This is a genomic window from Planomicrobium okeanokoites (assembly GCF_003428875.1).
In the GTDB taxonomy this organism is placed as follows: Bacteria; Bacillota; Bacilli; order Bacillales_A; family Planococcaceae; genus Planococcus; species Planococcus okeanokoites.
The window spans coordinates 184,381-201,709 of record NZ_QQRS01000001.1; the positions used below are offsets into that span (position 1 = coordinate 184,381).

Sequence of the window (17,329 nt, forward strand, 5' to 3'; positions counted from 1 at the left end):
GAGAAGTTGCTATGGATAATGTACAGAAAAGAAAAGCAGTTCTGTGGACACTCTGGGCTCTCATTGTGCCACCGGGCCTTTACCTGATTTATCAATACTTCCCGCCGCCAACGATATCCCTGGTTGATGCCGCTGCTTATCTGGCATTCTTCATCCTGGCCTGTCTGCTGCCGATGAACATCAATGGTGTACCGACTTATCTGGTGCAATGGCTGACAGTCGCCGTATTTCTGAAGTATGGGCTTTTCGCTGAGGTAATTCTTTCGCAGATCACCATGCTGATCGTAATCTTGAGGCTGCGCACTTCCGAAAGCCTGAGCATCCGGATTCCATTCAACTCCATGATGTTTTTCGCGATTTCTTCACTTGCCGGATTATCTTTCATCTTCGCGGGCGGCGAAATCGGTTCACTGGATCTTGGCCATATCCTGATATATGGATTGCTGTTCCAAATGGTTTCCGTAGTTTCGAACCAGCTGATCCTCTACGTATATGTAAGGATTCTCGGTGAACACAAGGATTTCTTTTCGACCGATACGATCTGGGATTTTTCTATCACATTGCTGGTCTTTCCACTTGCCATCGCCTTATACATTTCTGAAACCTATATCGGCTTGACGGCGTTATTGCTGCTGGGCATACCGTTCTTCACGATGACCGCCATCATGCGCATGTATAATAACTCGGAAAAAGTGAACAGCGATCTGAAAAAAGCGGGTGAAATCGGCCATCAATTGGCGGCGCGTCTTTCTACAGATGAGGTGCTGGATCAATTCGTCATCCAGGTAACGGATTTATTCCAAGCGGATTATGCTTATGTCATTGATTACCGGGACGGCAAACTTCTAATGCTCCGTATGTTCGAAGATAATCAGTTCCAATCACTCGACGTTGAACCTGTTAAATATAATGAAGGCATTGCCGGCAACGCGATTGTCAACAATACTTCCTATATCTATGACAATAAAGCGCAGTGGAAAGGGATAGCTAGCGGCTATATGCCAAATGATACTGAAAGCTTGATGGCGACACCGATTTCCCGGAACAACCGGATCGAAGGGGTCCTTGTGATGGGTTCGAGAAGTAAGCATGCATTCGTCCATCATCAGCTGCAAATCATGGATATCCTGAGTACGTACTTTGCAGTGTCGCTGGAAAAAGCAGGGCTGATCCAAAAAGCCATTGCCAAAAGCGAACGCTGCGGCCTCACGAAATTGTATAATTACCGCTATCTTGATGAAGCTCTTGAAAAGAGCATGGCCAAGGTCAATAGCGGCGAACTGCGCAATCTGTCCGTTGTCATGATGGACATCGACCGCTTTAAGGGCATCAATGACAAGTACGGCCACCAAAGCGGCAATGAAATACTGGTCGCCCTGGCCAACCTGCTGACGGAAATCGTGGGAAAAGAAGGGACTGTCGCCAGGTACGGCGGTGAAGAGTTTGTAGTGCTCCTTCCAAACTACAGTAAAGAGCTGGCAATGTTATTTGCGGAAAACATCCGCAAGGAAATCGAAAAACGCGAATTCATGATCCAAAGTGATCTGGATGAAGACCGCAGCACGATTCCGATCAAGATTACCATGAGTATCGGCGTGTCATCCGCACCGGATGACAGCGATGATGGCATGGCGATGATCCGCAACGCTGACCGCGCGCTCTACATCGGAGCCAAACAGGCGGGAAGAAATAAAGTTGCAGCCTACACAAAATAGACTGAAAGCCGGAGAAACACCGGTTTTCAGTCTTTTTTACTATTCAAGAAAAATATTTGGTAAATATCTAAGAAATAAAGCAGAAAAATATGCAAAAAAATAGTGCAAGAAAAGAATTTAAGTGTAATAATGTTAGTAATTAGGATTTAAATCATATGGTAGGCTAAATTTCCAATATTTGTACATTAACGATTAAATAGTCCATGGGGGGTTGGGAATGAGGAAGTGCTCAGGCAGCAATGAAAAAGGATTAACATTGGTCGAAGTATTGGCAGCACTGGTAATTCTGGGTATCTTGTTTGTCGGCATCATGACGATTTTCCCGCAGATGACATTATTTAATGAAAAGACAGAAGCGAAATTGGACACCATGAACTTGGCGAGGCAGGAGATGGCGACGATAACGGCGCAGGATTTGTGGAAAAGACAATATAATTCCTTAAATGGGGAGGCGCCAAATTTTCTTTCTGAAAGCGAAATTGAATCAAAGCTTTTAGGTTTATCTTATACAGTGAACGCAGGTGATCCAGGAACATCCGAATATAAACGGTTCTATAATACTGGTTCCAGCGATTACCTGTATATCGCCGATGTTTATTTGGAATGCGAGGCTTATCAAAAACCTGATCCTGCAGCTCCACCGCCTTCCGCCAGCAGCTGCGCGCAACAAGACATCGTGAAATTACATAAAGTACATCTTCAAGTACTTTTAGAAACGCAACCGGGTAGTGGAACTTATCGTTTAAGCAGTGAAACTTTTTCTTTTATACCTTATAAGGAGACTGATATTAATTAGAAAGCTGGTGTAGGATTATGAGCATGAATGAGAAAGGCATTACGCTCGTGGAATTAGTCGCTGCACTGGCATTAGTATCAGTTATTGCGATTGCAGCTTGGAGCACATTAACGATTGGAATGAAGCATGGCGCAGCCGAGACCAGTAAAACGATGTTACAACAGGATGCAAATATTATAATTACTAAACTTTCAGCAGAACACAGAAGAAATGATTATTATTACTTGCGGCTGATGGGAGGCAATCTCGAAATCAGTACTTGCAATGATAATGACTTAACAGGAGTTGTGGATTGTGAACCTTTTACAAGGCTTACTGACAATTCATATCTATATAGTGGCAGCATAAATGGAACAGACTTTTCTTCCTGGAGCAGCACATCCATGATAGAACCAAAAAAACAGCATGTTAACTTCATCTTGAAAGTAGCAGATCCCATTAAAACTGCAAGATCAGTTGAGTTGAAAACCTCTTTAACTAGAATAATAACCAACTAATTATTCGAAGGGAGCAAAAAAGATGAAGTTTTTTAAAAACCAGAATGGTTATGCTTTATTAGTTGTTCTATTAATGGTTGTTTTATTTCTTGGAATTTCTGCAACATTTATGGCCGGTTCTCTCAGCAATGCGAAGCAAGAGAAGACTATTGATACTTCTAATCAAGCGGTCGCTTCTGCTGAAATGGGAGTTCGATATTTCTCCACGGATTTTCAGCGCGACCTCAGGATGATTACCAAAGAAGTCACAGGTAAAACACGGGACAAATTATTGGAATTGCGCAATTGTTTCCAATCGAAAACTGACACCACTTGTGATGAGCAGCTTGAAATAACCAATAAAGAAAAAGCTATTGATAATGAAATGCTTAATTTATACGTCACTTTGATCTTGAATAAAGTGGACGAATTAGTGGATATGCAAGGTGATGAATTTTTACCGTTTTCAGCAGACCAGATCAAATATTCCATTAAATCGGCAACTGCGACTAAACTCAATCAACTGGGAGAAGACGTTTCAGCTGTAGGTGTTACAGATACCAAGATAAGAGAGATTAAAGTCCTGCTTGAAATGGAAGGAAGTTCAGATGGAGTGATAAAGACTCTGGAAGCAATCTTTAGCATTGAAGTCCCTGAGACTTTTCTTAATCCATCGGATCCTCTAACTATCTATACCGAAACATTAATTCAAGATGGTATAACCTATTCAGACATTTTCAGTTCAGAAATGCCAGCTAAAACATGCGCTCAGTTATTGGCAGAGGTAGATGCAGGCACTGCAACTGGAATTATAGAATGTACCTTAGGTTCAGGTGAGAATCTCAAAGACTTTATAAACGATATTTTGGCAGAAGGATTGGATCCAGCCGATTTCAGAGTTCATACTGATAACTTTTTATCTAATGTTTGCCCCGGTATCCCAGGGAATTCATGTAATGGTTTTGAATTTCATGGAATTTCAGTGGTGATTGCCGAGGGGGATATAGATGCAAGTAATAATATGAATAATCTTGAAGGCGTTAACTTTATTATTAATGGAATGTGGTCAGTTGATAACAACATTCAAAATTTAGGTGACTTAACAGGTGACAAACAAACGATTGTTCTAAAGGAACTAGATGTAAGGATTAACTTTAAAGGTATGGTCAACACCAACCTAATAGCATTGGGTGGTGAAGAAGTAAACGGAGTTATGCCGCAGTCAACTCTAGACTTCGGTAATGTTAATCAAAATTTTAATGTGGGCGAATCGGCAAGATTTTGTATTGATATAGACAAAATTGATCCTACCGATCTAGCAGATATAAAGAATAGAACTACGTTTTCTGACGGAGGATTATTGATCTATTTTAGCAGAAATACAAACGCGGAATTTGTTTTAACCGGGAACAATGCTGTAGAGAGAAATAAATCTGTGGTAAAAGAATTGGACTATACCACTTTCTTAAGTGCTTGTGGACTTACGTTAAAATATACTATTTCAGATTTAACTGATGTTTCAGTAGTTGATAACCTCGACCCTATATTTGATATGGACGTCGAATACTAAACAGAAAAAGCACCACCAACAAAGGGGGATTCACATATGATCCAAATTTTCATCACCGTCATAACAGCGGCGCTCATCCTGCCGCTTGCTTACTTCCAGTTTAAAGAGACTCCTCTGCCAAAGAGAATGCTTATTGCCGGTTCGATTGTCGCTGCTGCACTCGTTTCAGCATTTCTTCAGATGCTTGAATTCGCTTTCTACATTCCGTTGTTGGCAATTGTCGCCATTTCAATGATTGGCGCGATTGTTTACGCGAAAATCGATGAAATGGAAAAGGCTGAGAAACGCCGTATCGCGGATGAGCGGAAAGAGAAAAGACAAAAGGCGGTTCATGTGGAAACAGGTTCTCTTGAAGAGAATGCTGCGCCAGTGAAAGCGGAACGTTCGCTATACGATGAACCAGTACAAGAGAAGAAATCATTTGCCATGCAGACAATCGGTGTGGGCGGGGAGGAGCGTTAAGTTGGATAATCAGGTATTTGGTAAGACCCTATTGACGATCACTTCTTCCGCTTTTCTGGTTTTCGGCGTTGCCAACGCCGGCTCGTTTGCTGCAGATAAATGGCTGTTCCCGGCTCAGGAGTTCGGGAGCAATACATATATCGGTACGACGGATGTTTCCAATATGGAGTTGACGGATGCGCGCATGGTGTTCACAGGCAAAGTGGAATCCTGGCGCTCGACTGCTGAACTGCTTGTCACGTATCAGGATGTGACGGCGTCATATCCATTGGACAATGCAAAGATTTTATTGGACGAAACGGTAGCCAGTGCACAGACTGGTGCACAAAATGATTTTGTCTTCGAGCTTTCGGAAGATTCGACGCGCACTTTCCTTGAACGACAATTTCCGGTAGCCGTTTTTTCAGCAGCGGATATTACAGTTATCAATGAAAAAATGGAACTTGCCTTACAATCCGGCCAGGCGATGAGCCGAGTGACGATCAGCGACGATACGCTGGGCGTCAGTTATGAGACTGTAGCTGAAACGTCTTGGAGCCATTCTTTCTCCAGTTCGGGTGCGCAGGAAGTCGTCAAAGCTCTCAATGATTACAAAATAGAAGCAGGCACGCAGTTTTCATTCCTTGATTTCATCAATGAAATGCAGCCGGCTGATGTAACGGATGAAGATTTGACCGAAATCGCATCCGCTATCTACTCATCGGTTTTGAAGACAAATTTCCTGGTTGACGAACGCAGCATCGGCACAGTGGTTCCTACATCGATTCCGCTAGGACAGGAAGCAGCAATCAACCGGAACCTCGGAATCGATTTTGTATTCACAAACGTTAACGCGAGTGCCTTCAATCTGCAATTATCAGCAGACGGTACACGCTTAACATCACAAATTGCCGGCATGCCGTTTGTGAACACGTATGAAATCCTAACCGGCGGCAAACAGGAACTTGAACCGCGGTTGATTCGCCAGTTCAGTGCTTTCGTCACTTCCGGCACAGTGGTGGAAGAAGAAGGCAGTGACGGTGTAATCGTGGAAGTATCGCGCGCAATCAAGTCGGATGGAAAAGAACTGGAAGTTGAAGTCATTTCGACGGATTTCTATCCGCCAGTCCACCGCATCGAAGTGTATCCGCTGACGAAAGCGGAAGCACCGGCTCCGGTCGCCAATCCTGATGGAACGATAACGAATCCGGACGGAACGATCACGCATCCTGATGGCACGATAAAAAATCCGGACGGCACGATTGTGATTCCGTTGCCGACGCCGACCACGCCGCCATCAACAGATCCGGTAATCGATTCCGATTTGGACGGCATACCTGATGATGAAGAGAAAGATCCAGAATACGATAAAGGTGGAAATCAGATTGATCCTTAACCGTTATGAAGGGGGTGGGACTTTGGCAGTCAGAAGAAAGAAACTTGGCGATTTATTGATCGAACAAGGCCTATTGACCGAAGAAGAATTACTCAGCGTACTTGAGGGCAAGCAAAGCGACCAGAAAATCGGGGATGCACTCCTGCAAAGAGGGATCATCACCGAACAGCAATTGATCGAAACACTGGAAGTACAGCTTGGCATCCCGCACGTTACGCTTTACCGTTATCCATTTGATCCGAAATTATTTAATATGGTGCCAAAAGAAGTCGCCAAGCGGAAGATGCTGGTGCCGCTGAAGCGGGAAAACGATAAATTGTATATCGCCATGACCGATCCGATGGACATCATCACGATCGACGATCTGCGTTTGACGACCGGTTTCAACATCGAGCCGGCAATCGCGTCGAAAGACGATATCATGAAAACCATCGCGAAATATTATGATGAAGAATCGTACGACGACCTGCTGGATGAATTGCCGGAAGTGACCAAAGAGCAACAGGAAGAACTGAATGACCTCGATGCGCCGATCGTGCGCCTCGTAAATCAGATTCTCTCAAACGCCGTATCGCAAAAAGCGAGTGACGTCCATTTCGATCCGCAGGAAAATAAAGTCCTGGTGCGTTACCGTATTGACGGTTCGCTCCGCACTGAACGCACGTTGCCGAAAACGATGCAGCAAATGGTCACAGCGCGGATCAAGATTTTAGCAAATCTTGACATCACTGAAAACCGCATTCCTCAGGATGGCCGGATCAAGACGAATGTCGACTTCCGTCCGATCGATCTGCGTGTGTCATCGTTGCCGACTGTTTTCGGTGAAAAAATCGTAATGCGGATTTTGGATCTAAGCGCGAACTTGACCGATATCTCGAAACTTGGCTTCAACGATACGAATATGGAACGCTTTATGCGTGAAATTGAAAAGCCGAACGGCATCGTATTGATTTCCGGTCCAACTGGTTCAGGTAAATCATCGACGCTTTATGCGGCTTTAAACAAACTAAACAGTGAAGAAGTGAATATCATCACCGTTGAAGATCCGGTTGAGTATCAGCTGGAAGGCATCAACCAGATCCAGGTGAACTCGAATGTCGGACTGACATTCGCGGCGGGTCTCCGTTCCATTCTTCGTCAGGATCCCGATATCGTCATGGTAGGGGAAATCCGGGACAAGGAAACGGCAGATATTTCGATTCGTGCCTCGTTGACGGGCCACTTGGTGTTGAGCACGATTCACACGAACGATTCGATTGCTTCGATCACTCGTCTGATGGATATGGGCATCGAGCCATTCCTCGTAACGGCTTCACTCAATGCAGTTGTCGCCCAGCGTCTAATCCGTAAAGTATGCCGGGATTGCCGAGCCATTGAACCAGCGACTTTGCGGGAACAGGAGATTTTTGCCAAGCGCGGCTTAACGATTGATGTGGTCGCACGAGGCAAAGGCTGTCCACAATGCAATATGACCGGCTATCGCGGCCGTATGGCAATCCACGAAGTGCTGGTTGTTGATGAAGACATGAAGAACATCATCAACAGAAACGGTTCAGCTGCGGAAATCCGTGAAATTGCCGTGAAAAATAAAACCATCTTCCTGATCGATGACGGCTTATTAAAAGTGAAGGAGGGCATGACCAGCACGGAAGAAGTTCTCCGCGTTGCGATTGCAGAATAGACTATGCTGACTACGACGACTTATATCGATAAAGTTTTGACTGCAGCCAAAGAACTGAATGTTTCCGATATCCATTTGACGACCGGCATCCCGCCGGTTTTCCGGATGCACGGCACCCTTCGCCGCTACGGAGAAGAAATGATCACACCCGATCATTCCGAAGCGATCGCGAAAGCCATTATGCCTGATTCACTATGGGAAACGTTCCTTGAAAAAGGCGAGATGGATTATTCTTACGCTATCTCTGGAATCGGCCGTTACCGTGTCAATACATTCCATCAGCGTGGCTCTATATCACACGCATTCCGTGCGATACCGACAATAGTACCGACTGTTGATGATCTAAAGATGCCGCAAACCTTGAAGAAACTCGCTGAAATCCATCAGGGGCTGATACTGGTTACAGGTCCGACGGGTTCGGGGAAATCAACGACACTTGCGGCGATGATCCGACATATCAATGAAGAAATGACGAAGCACATCATTACGCTTGAAGATCCCATTGAGTATCTTCACAGACATGGTACGTCGATTATTGATCAGCGCGAAGTCGGATTCGATACGAACAGTTTCGCTAACGGTTTGCGTGCAGCACTTCGTCAAGATCCTGACGTAATACTGGTTGGTGAGATGCGTGACTTGGAAACAATTATGACCGCCATCACTGCCGCAGAAACAGGTCACTTGGTAATGGGCACGCTGCATACATCGAGTGCTGCTACAACTATTGAACGGATCATTGACGTATTTCCACCTGAGCAGCAATCGCAGGTTCGGACGCAGCTAGGCGGTATTTTGAAAGCGGTTATCGCCCAGCGTTTATTGCCGACAGCAGATGGCAAAGGACGAGTAGCCGCAACTGAAATCATGATCAGTAACCCGGCAGTAGCCAACTTGATCCGGACCGAAAAAGTGCACCAGATTCCGAACGTCATTCTGACGAACCGGGCAGCTGGCATGCATATGATGTCGACATCCGTGCAGGAATTATTGGCACAAGGCAAAATAACGAGACAAATCGCTCAGCCTTTCCTGGAAGGAGAGGAGTAAGATGCCGCGTTTTAAATACGAAGGGCGAGACCGGAAACGTGTGCGAGCTGGGGTCGTAGTAGCAGGCAACCGCCGTGAAGCGGTCGAAAAATTACGTGATGATGGAGTTCGTGTCATCGAAATCCGTGAAATTGCTGAAACGGCTCTGCAAAAAGATATTGTTCTAGGTAACCCAGTAAAACGGGATCAGTTCATCATGTTCCTGCGCCAGTTTTCAACGCTGATGCGAGCGGGTGTGACGATCGTCGATTCCGTAAAGATCCTGTCTCAACAAGTGGAGTCGAAGGCTTTGCGAAAGACTTTAGTCAACATTGATGAAGATCTACGCAAAGGTAATTCGCTTTCTGAGTCGTTGCGAAAGCATCCGAAAATTTTCGAACCGCTGACAATCAACCTGATTAAAGCAGGAGAATTATCGGGGAATATTGATGAGTCGTTAGATCGTCTTGCAACTTACTATGATAAGGCGTATCAAACGAGGCAGAAAGTTAAATCTGCGATGTCTTATCCATTGGTGGTAGGGGTGCTCGCAATCGGGGTTGTTATTTTCCTGTTATCTTCAATCGTTCCGATGTTCGCTGAAATGTTTGAAGGGTTTGGCGGGGAATTGCCGATGCTGACGCAGATGGTTATGGCTGCAAGTGATCTCACAATTAAGTATTGGTACTTATTAGTAATGATTGGTTTGGGAATTGCGATGGCAATCTGGATGATGAAGCGAAACGAACAAGGAAAGATGATGCTTGATACGTTGCTTCTAAGAATGCCGATATTCGGCCGTATCATGAAAAAATCAGCATTGGCACGTTTAACAAGAACGTTAAGTTCATTGTTCTCAAGTTCTGTTCCGATTCTTCAGGCATTAACTATGGTCGAAAAAGTAGTAGGCAATGCAGTAATGTCTAAAGTTATCCTGGCATCACGTGATAATTTAGAACGAGGCGGCTCATTGACGGATCCAATGAAAAATCACTGGGCGTTTCCACCGTTGATTCCTCATATGATCCTAATAGGGGAACAGACAGGCTCGCTGGACCATATGTTGGATAAAGTGGCCGACTTCTACGAAAAAGAAGTGGAAGCGGAAACGGATCGCCTTAAAGCGTTAATAGAACCGCTGATGATTGTCGTTTTAGCGGCGCTTGTCGGGACTATCGTCATGTCGATAATGCTACCTATGTTTGAAATGTTTCAAAATATTGACAACATGTAGTTTGTTTTTGACTATATTATTTAAAAATAATGTAAAAATATCGAAAAATTTTGTTGCGTATTTCATAAGTATTGATATACTAAAGATGTACTCACAAAGTACTAAAAAATTAGGTCAAAGGGAGGAAATGAGATGATGAAGAAATTTTTGAAAAAGAAATTGGGCAATGAAAAAGGTATGACGCTGATCGAGCTTTTGGCAGTAATCGTGATCTTGGCGATTATCGCAGCAATCGCGATTCCGGCGATTGGAAATATTATTGAGAATAGTCGTATAGGAGCGGCGAAATCAGATGCACTAAATGCTATGGCAGCTGCGGAATTATTTTTAGCTGACAATCCTTCTGAAACGGTAGTTGACGATATTACTGATTTAAACGGCTATTTAGATGATAAAGGAACTTTAACTGCATTTAGTTACAAACCTGCAGTAGGTGCTACTGCTGCTGCTATGGCTGGAACCGCTGCTGTTACTGATACTATATCAATGGCTTTTGGCGCAGACCCGGCTGTACCATCTGTTACTAAAGCACAGGTTTCAGATTTCCCAAATAAAACAGCGAGTGGAACAACAGTTGGCGGCATTACAATTACAGGTAGATAATTAAAATATTCTAGGAGCTGATCAAATGGCCTTATCGTTTTTATCGAGAAAAACGCGCGTTGCGACCATTACAATAGAAGAAGATGCAATTCGCCATGTCGATTTGAAATCGGTCGATCCGCTTCAATTGAGCCTTGCCGAGGAGTATCCACTCCCGTCAGGCATCATTGAAGACGGCAAGATCACCAATTTCGAAGAGCTCGGCTCGGTACTCGATAAGGCTGTCAATCAGTGGGGTCTCACCAAAAAGTCAGTCCGATTCCTCGCCCCTGACGAATTTGTTATTATCCGCAAAGTACCTTACCCCGAAGACGTTGCAACTGATGAATTGAAAGGTCATTTCTTCATTGAAATCGGCTCAACGCTTTATCTTCCGTTCGAAGATCCCGTTTTCGATGTGGTTCCATACCACCCGGATTCGGAAAATCCTGAAGCGATCATCATCGCTTCGAAAGAATCGATCGTCCATGATTTTGAGCGAGCGTTCAGCGAATCAAAACTGGTGCCCGTTGTAGCGGATATTACGCCGCTTGCGTTATACCGTTTGGCATATCTGCAGCATGATATCACTGAAGACGACCATATTTTGATCATCGATGTGCAAGGTTCCAAAATGACAGTCTCCATCTTCCATGAACATTTTCCTTTATTCATGCGGCCGGTTGACCTGTCGGAATACAGTTCGTTTGCAGGTGATGCTTCCGCATTGATGGATGTCATCATTTCTGAGACGGAGAAGCTGGCTAATTTCTATCGTTATAACATGAATGAAGGCGAGAGCGGCATCACGAAAATTTTCTGCAATGGTGAATTTGACGAATGGTATACATTCCAAGCCCGTTTTGAAGGGCGCTTTTCAATTCCGGTATCACCGATTGTTTTGAAACCCATCACTACCGAACATGGCGACGACGTCCCTGGACGTTTCAACCGTGCCATCGGTCTGGCGCTGAAAGAGGTGTGACCATATGTTAGTTGATATTAATCTATTGCCGCAGAAGGAGCGGGACCGTCCCGCCTTCCTCATTGCGGCGCTTTCTATTTTACTTCTTGGTCTAATCGTTTTCGCCGCATTGTTCTTTATGGCAAAATCGGAGAACACCGAACAGGCGGTTCTGGCGGCGCAAAGCGCTGAACTTGCTGCGCAGCAAGCCGAAATTCGCGCACAGCTTGAAGCCACTGCCGGCATGAATGAAGAACAGCAGCTGAAAGCGACTGTCGATTGGGCGGAAAGCTATCAATACGATACAATTCCTTTGCTGGAAGAACTGTCCGCATTGCTTCCTGCACGTGGATTCTTTGATCAGATTGCATTCGCGGAGCCAAATACGGCTACTTTAACTGTCCAATTTGATGCCACGCGTGACGCTGCGTATTACCTGGCACAATTGAAAGGCTCAGAACTTCTTGATTTCGCTTCCTTGGACTCAGTTGAAAGTCAAAGCGACTTATTGACTGAAGACGAAGAAGACGAAACTAAAAAAGAAGATGAGCCTATCGAAACGCCGAGATATCTTGCTACATACACATTGGTATTCGTTGATGACCGCCTGCCGGTGCTTGACGCTGAAGGTAATATCATCGAAGAGCCGTTGGAAGAAACACCAGCTGCTGAAACGGAAGAAAATGTAGAAGCGGATGTAGATGTGGAAGTCGAAGTTATCGAAGAAACCGAAACCACTCCAGAAGAAACGGAGGGGGATACAAATGAGTAGTTTGACGAAGAAGCAGAAAGAAAATGGCTTGATTGCGATAGCTGTTTTATCCCTTTTAGCCATTTCAGCTTATGCCTATTTCATGGTCTATACGCCGGCTAAAGAAGCACGAATGATGGCGGAACAGACCTTTAAATCCGAAAGAGAAGTATTGATGGCTTTGCAGGAGCAAGTAAAAGCATTGCCGGAAGAAGAGCGCGTATCGACGGCTGAGTTGCAGCAACGTGTATCGGTCGAACCGTTATCGGAATTGATCGTCCTTCAATTGGAGCAGGCGGAATTGTTGTCGCGTTCCCAAGTAAAATCACTTCAGATCGCAGAATCGCCGCTTGAGTTAATGACGCCTGTCGAAGGCATTGAAAACGTCCAGAAAATCCAGACGACCGTTGCTTTTGAAACGGACGACTATGCGGGGATCACGAAATTCATCAAAGAAATCGAATCGATGAAGCGCATCCTGATCATCGATGCCATCGATTTTGCTTCAAACGGTGAAGTTACGACTGTTGAAGCGGAAGACGATATCCTGGAAGTCACGTTGAGCTTCTCAGCATTCTACCGTCCGGACTTGATCGCGCTCGCCGATACATTGCCGAAAGTCGATGCACCGCCGCCTGCGAATAAAGTCGATCCGTTGCCGAAAAACGACGGCGTCGATTTGGCCAAGGCTGAAGATGAAGACGAAGAGGCAGATGTGGAAGTCGACGTTAATGTAACAGTTGATGGAGAAGCTTCTGCTGAATCGAACGATCAGGTTGCGGGAGCACAGACTGCCAAAGCACATAGAGTGGTAAAAGGGGATACGCTATATTCAATTTCCGAGACATACTATGGCGACCGAAGCGGAGTGGAACTGATCCGCAATGCAAACAAAATGGATAATTATATCGTAAAAACCGGGACAACATTATTGATCCCTGAAAAACCTTGAAAGGAGAAATCATCATGATTTCTCCTTTTTTCTAAAATCAAAACGTGATGAGGGTTCCTATGACAATAACTTATACAGCATTCTTCTATCTTTTCGGTCTGGTATTCGGCTCCTTTTTCAACGTCGTCGGCCTGCGTGTGCCGAAAAAGGAATCGATCGCGTTTCCGCCTTCCCATTGCACATCGTGTGACCGCCGGCTGACGCCGCTGGACTTGGTGCCGGTCTTTTCTTTCCTGTTCCTGAAAGGGAAATGCCGCGGCTGTGGTGAGAAGATCCACTGGGTTTACCCGTTGATGGAATTCATAGCAGCAGGCTTGTTCGCCTTATCGTTTTGGCATTTCGGCTTCACACCTGAACTGATCATCGCGATTTTATTCGTATCAATGCTGGTCATCATCACCGTGTCGGACATCGCTTATATGCTGATTCCGGATAAAGTGCTGCTGCCGTTTGGCATCTTGCTGCTTGGATTGCGATTTTTCATCCCGCTTGATCCGTGGTGGGACAGTTTGCTCGGTGCTGCAACGGGCTTCCTTATTCTCTTGCTCATTTCGATTGTCTCGAAAGGCGGCATGGGCGGCGGAGACATTAAATTGTTTTTCGTCATCGGGCTGGTGCTCGGTACTGGTGGAACGTTGATGACGTTATTCTTCGCATCTTTAATCGGAGCGATTGTCGGCATCATCGTCTTGCGCGTCACTAAGCAGGGACGCAAAACACCGATTCCGTTCGGCCCATCCATTGCGGCGGGAGCTGTGATTGTTTATTTCTACGGAGAGCCTTTATTGAATTGGTATATGAATTTGTGGATGTAAATAAACTCCCTGAAGAGAAATCTTCAGGGAGTTTTTAGATGAATAGGAATGGAAGCCAATACAGATGAAGGGCGAGGATCATGGTGTAGAGCACATTGGCGAAAATGAATGTATAGCGCCAGAACGTTTTGCGTATGCCGGCGAATGTCGTGAACAACAAACCGAATAAACAAACGGATAGGAAAAGTTTGATGCCGAGAATCGTGAAAGGCGCGAACGAGCTTAATAAGGGATTGGCTTCAGTGACAAGTCCCCGGGTCAAACCGAAGTATGTCAGGATGCCATCAAGCCCATTCAAGATGATCAGCAGCCATATATATTTTTTCAAGGGAGCCTTATTGTCAGGGATAGACATGTCTTGCACCTCGTTTCGTGGGGCAGAGTTTATGTTTATGCATAGCAACTATTTGTTGAAATGACTCTTTTTTGCTCTTGTAACTGACATACCCGCACGAGAAAGATAATAGACATGAAAAATTATCCATAATTTTTTAAGGTAATTTATAAGGGGAAATTATTTTTAATGGCGTTGATGTATGGAAACTTATATTGCTTCTGATGAAGTTAATTTTTCCTCAACAGAACTTTTAATATAAGCAATTACAGGAGAATCGTGATTTGTTGTAGAAACACTTAACGATTGACTTAAACTAAGGAGGACAATATGAATAAATTCGGGTTATATGGCAAGTTTATAGTGGAAGATGGCAAGCGGGACACATTGGTAAGTATTTTACTTGAAGCTGCAGAGTCCATGGATAAATTGCCTGAATGCGAGATTTACTTAGTAAGTATTGCTGAAGATGAATCCAACGCTGTCTATGTTTATGAAGTGTGGGCAGATGAAAATGCTCATCAAGCATCTCTGTCTCTTGAAACTACACAAACTTTGATAAGGCGTGCAAAGCCGATCATTACTGGAATGGAAAGAATTAATACCTTAACTACGAGAGGCGGAAAGGGGATTTGATTGGATTACTAATAATCTTGTACGGGCTTAATTTGTTTAATATGCATAAATTAAATTATCAAGCTAGCATGCACTTGTATTTAGAGAAGCCAAACTAAGATATGGAGCAAAACAACGAAGACTCCTGAGGGAGCAAGCGAAGTGCTGAGATCCACTCGGTTGAAGTGGAACGAAACCGAGTTAGCTCAGCGCAAGCCCCTCGGAACGCGTAGTTGTTTTGCGGAATATCGTCTATAAAAACCCCACAAAAAAACCCCCACAAAAAAACTCCACAATAAAAGCCAACCCAGAAAAATCTGAGTTGGCTCTATTTATTTCCTTAATTATTATAATGCAATGGTGAACCAGGTCCGAGATCCAAACCGAGCATCATCCAGACGATCAGCATGATCGACCAGACAATCAGGAAGATGATCGAGTACGGGAACATGACCGAAATCAATGTCCCGATGCCCATCTTCTTGTCGTATTTCTGTGCAAACGCGATGATGATCGCGAAATACGTCATCAGCGGCGAAATGATGTTCGTCGATGAGTCGGCGATGCGGTAAGCCATCTGCGTGAGTTCAGGCGAATAGCCGAGCTGCATCATGATCGGCACAAATACCGGCGCCATCATGGCCCATTTTGCCGACGCTGAACCGATGAACAGGTTGATGACACCCGTGATGAAGATGAAGCCGAGAATCAGCGGGATGCCTGTCAAGTTGGCGCCTTGCAGGAATTCTGCCCCGTAAACGCCGATGACCATTCCCATATTCGATTCGGCGAAGTAGGCGACGAATTGTCCGGCAGTGAACGCCAGGACGATGAACATCCCCATCGACGCCATCGTGTCAGTCAAATGGCTCGCGACATCTTTATCGTTCTTGATATTCTTTGTGGCGATTCCGTAAAACAAGCCAGGGATGAAGAACAGGATGGTGATGATCGGAACAAGTGACGACATGAACGGTGATTGTACGATGCCGCCGTCTTCAGCTCGAAGCGCTCCGTTTTCCGGAACGATCAGCATGGCAAATGCGGCTGCAGCTATAAGGAATGAAATCGCAGCCCATAGCATGCCTTTCTTTTCTTCGGCGCTGAGGCCTGTCAATTCTTCACGGAACTCGCCTTTATATTCACCGAGGCGAGGTTCGATGATTTTTTCGGTGACGAATGCACCGGCAAGTGTCAGGACGAAAACAGAAGCGATGATGAAGTAATAGTTCATCGCGATATTCATGCCTTCAGCATACGCCGGATCGATGATTGCCGCGGCGGCAATCGTCAATTCACCGAGCATCGGGTCAGTTGCCGACAGCAGCAAGTTCGCACTGAAACCGCCGGATACACCAGCAAACGCAGCGGCAAGACCCGCAAGCGGATGACGGCCGAGCGCCGCGAATATGACTGCGCCAAGCGGAGGCAGGACAACGTATCCTGCATCAGATGCAACACTCGACATGATACCGGCGAACACAAGTCCAGCTGTAATCAGGAAGCGGGGAACGGACAAAACGAATCCGCGCAGCATCGCGCTGATCAAGCCTGTGCGTTCCGCGATTCCGATTCCGAGCATAGTCGCCAGCACGACGCCGAGCGGTGCGAATCCGATGAAGTTATCAACCATGCTGGTGAAGATATACTGGATGCCTTCCGCATTCAGCAGGTTTTTCACTTCGACCATTTCGCCTTCCTGTCCGGGATGTTCGACCGAGATGCCGAAGCTTGAAATGATGGCTGACAGCACAAGTACAAGCAAGGCAAGCAAGGCGAACAGCGTCACCGGATGTGGCAGTTTATTGCCTGCAAATTCGATTCCATCCAGGAACTTCTGGAAGAATCCTTTTCGCTTTTTTTCCATTTAATCTACCTCTTTTCAAATTTTGAACTCCCTATTCATTATTTCAAAATAGGAAATTTCAGAAATTAAAATCCGTTACCATTGTATAGGTTTGGATTGAAGGAATAAAGG

Annotated in this window: 17 protein-coding genes; 15 read left to right on the top strand and 2 right to left on the bottom strand. The window is 45.2% G+C overall.

Going from position 1 to position 17,329, the window contains the following annotated elements:
• Positions 1-11 precede the first annotated feature (11 nt).
• The 14 genes from D2910_RS00970 (at position 12) to D2910_RS01035 (ending at position 14,402) form a co-directional block, all read left to right on the top strand.
• Positions 12-1,715, top strand: a complete 1,704-nt coding sequence (locus D2910_RS00970; RefSeq protein ID WP_117312115.1) for a sensor domain-containing diguanylate cyclase — start codon at positions 12-14, stop codon at positions 1,713-1,715.
• Between the two features lie 217 nt (positions 1,716-1,932).
• Positions 1,933-2,511 (top strand): PulJ/GspJ family protein, encoded by a 579-nt coding sequence (locus tag D2910_RS00975; RefSeq protein ID WP_117312116.1) that lies wholly within the window; start codon positions 1,933-1,935, stop codon positions 2,509-2,511.
• A gap of 23 nt (positions 2,512-2,534) precedes the next feature.
• Positions 2,535-3,008, top strand: coding sequence for a PilW family protein (locus tag D2910_RS00980; protein ID WP_165850120.1), 474 nt, complete (start codon positions 2,535-2,537; stop codon positions 3,006-3,008).
• Between the two features lie 22 nt (positions 3,009-3,030).
• Positions 3,031-4,557, top strand: a complete 1,527-nt coding sequence (locus tag D2910_RS00985; RefSeq protein WP_117312118.1) for a hypothetical protein — start codon at positions 3,031-3,033, stop codon at positions 4,555-4,557.
• A gap of 36 nt (positions 4,558-4,593) precedes the next feature.
• Positions 4,594-5,019: a hypothetical protein gene (locus D2910_RS00990; RefSeq protein WP_117312119.1), complete on the top strand. Its 426-nt coding sequence runs from the start codon at positions 4,594-4,596 to the stop codon at positions 5,017-5,019.
• Position 5,020: 1 nt separating this feature from the next.
• Positions 5,021-6,394 (top strand): VanW family protein, encoded by a 1,374-nt coding sequence (locus D2910_RS00995; RefSeq protein ID WP_165850121.1) that lies wholly within the window; start codon positions 5,021-5,023, stop codon positions 6,392-6,394.
• 22 nt (positions 6,395-6,416) lie between these two features.
• Positions 6,417-8,075, top strand: coding sequence for a GspE/PulE family protein (locus D2910_RS01000; RefSeq protein ID WP_205854576.1), 1,659 nt, complete (start codon positions 6,417-6,419; stop codon positions 8,073-8,075).
• Between the two features lie 3 nt (positions 8,076-8,078).
• Complete coding sequence (locus D2910_RS01005; RefSeq protein ID WP_117312121.1) at positions 8,079-9,125, top strand: type IV pilus twitching motility protein PilT; 1,047 nt, start codon at positions 8,079-8,081, stop codon at positions 9,123-9,125.
• A gap of 1 nt (position 9,126) precedes the next feature.
• The gene (locus D2910_RS01010) at positions 9,127-10,338 is read left to right on the top strand and encodes a type II secretion system F family protein (RefSeq protein WP_117312122.1); all 1,212 of its coding nucleotides are present in this window, start codon (positions 9,127-9,129) and stop codon (positions 10,336-10,338) included.
• Between the two features lie 132 nt (positions 10,339-10,470).
• Positions 10,471-10,941, top strand: coding sequence for a prepilin-type N-terminal cleavage/methylation domain-containing protein (locus tag D2910_RS01015; protein WP_377280298.1), 471 nt, complete (start codon positions 10,471-10,473; stop codon positions 10,939-10,941).
• Between the two features lie 25 nt (positions 10,942-10,966).
• Positions 10,967-11,905: a type IV pilus biogenesis protein PilM gene (gene pilM / locus D2910_RS01020; protein ID WP_117312123.1), complete on the top strand. Its 939-nt coding sequence runs from the start codon at positions 10,967-10,969 to the stop codon at positions 11,903-11,905.
• Between the two features lie 4 nt (positions 11,906-11,909).
• Complete coding sequence (locus tag D2910_RS01025) at positions 11,910-12,656, top strand: fimbrial assembly protein (RefSeq protein ID WP_117312124.1); 747 nt, start codon at positions 11,910-11,912, stop codon at positions 12,654-12,656.
• A complete protein-coding gene (locus D2910_RS01030; protein ID WP_165850122.1) occupies positions 12,649-13,587 on the top strand; it encodes a LysM peptidoglycan-binding domain-containing protein in 939 nt (312 codons plus the stop codon). The genes D2910_RS01025 and D2910_RS01030 overlap by 8 nt, the downstream gene beginning before the upstream one ends.
• Positions 13,588-13,646: 59 nt before the next feature.
• The gene (locus D2910_RS01035) at positions 13,647-14,402 is read left to right on the top strand and encodes a prepilin peptidase (protein WP_117312125.1); all 756 of its coding nucleotides are present in this window, start codon (positions 13,647-13,649) and stop codon (positions 14,400-14,402) included.
• A gap of 34 nt (positions 14,403-14,436) precedes the next feature.
• On the opposite strand, the gene D2910_RS01040 is transcribed toward D2910_RS01035, so the two are convergent.
• Positions 14,437-14,757 (bottom strand): DUF5658 family protein, encoded by a 321-nt coding sequence (locus D2910_RS01040; protein ID WP_084246293.1) that lies wholly within the window; start codon positions 14,755-14,757, stop codon positions 14,437-14,439.
• Positions 14,758-15,066: 309 nt separating this feature from the next.
• On the opposite strand from D2910_RS01040, the gene D2910_RS01045 reads away from it, so the two are divergent.
• Positions 15,067-15,372 (top strand): putative quinol monooxygenase, encoded by a 306-nt coding sequence (locus D2910_RS01045; RefSeq protein WP_117312126.1) that lies wholly within the window; start codon positions 15,067-15,069, stop codon positions 15,370-15,372.
• Between the two features lie 319 nt (positions 15,373-15,691).
• On the opposite strand, the gene D2910_RS01050 is transcribed toward D2910_RS01045, so the two are convergent.
• Positions 15,692-17,218 (bottom strand): AbgT family transporter, encoded by a 1,527-nt coding sequence (locus D2910_RS01050; protein WP_117312127.1) that lies wholly within the window; start codon positions 17,216-17,218, stop codon positions 15,692-15,694.
• Positions 17,219-17,329 lie beyond the last annotated feature (111 nt).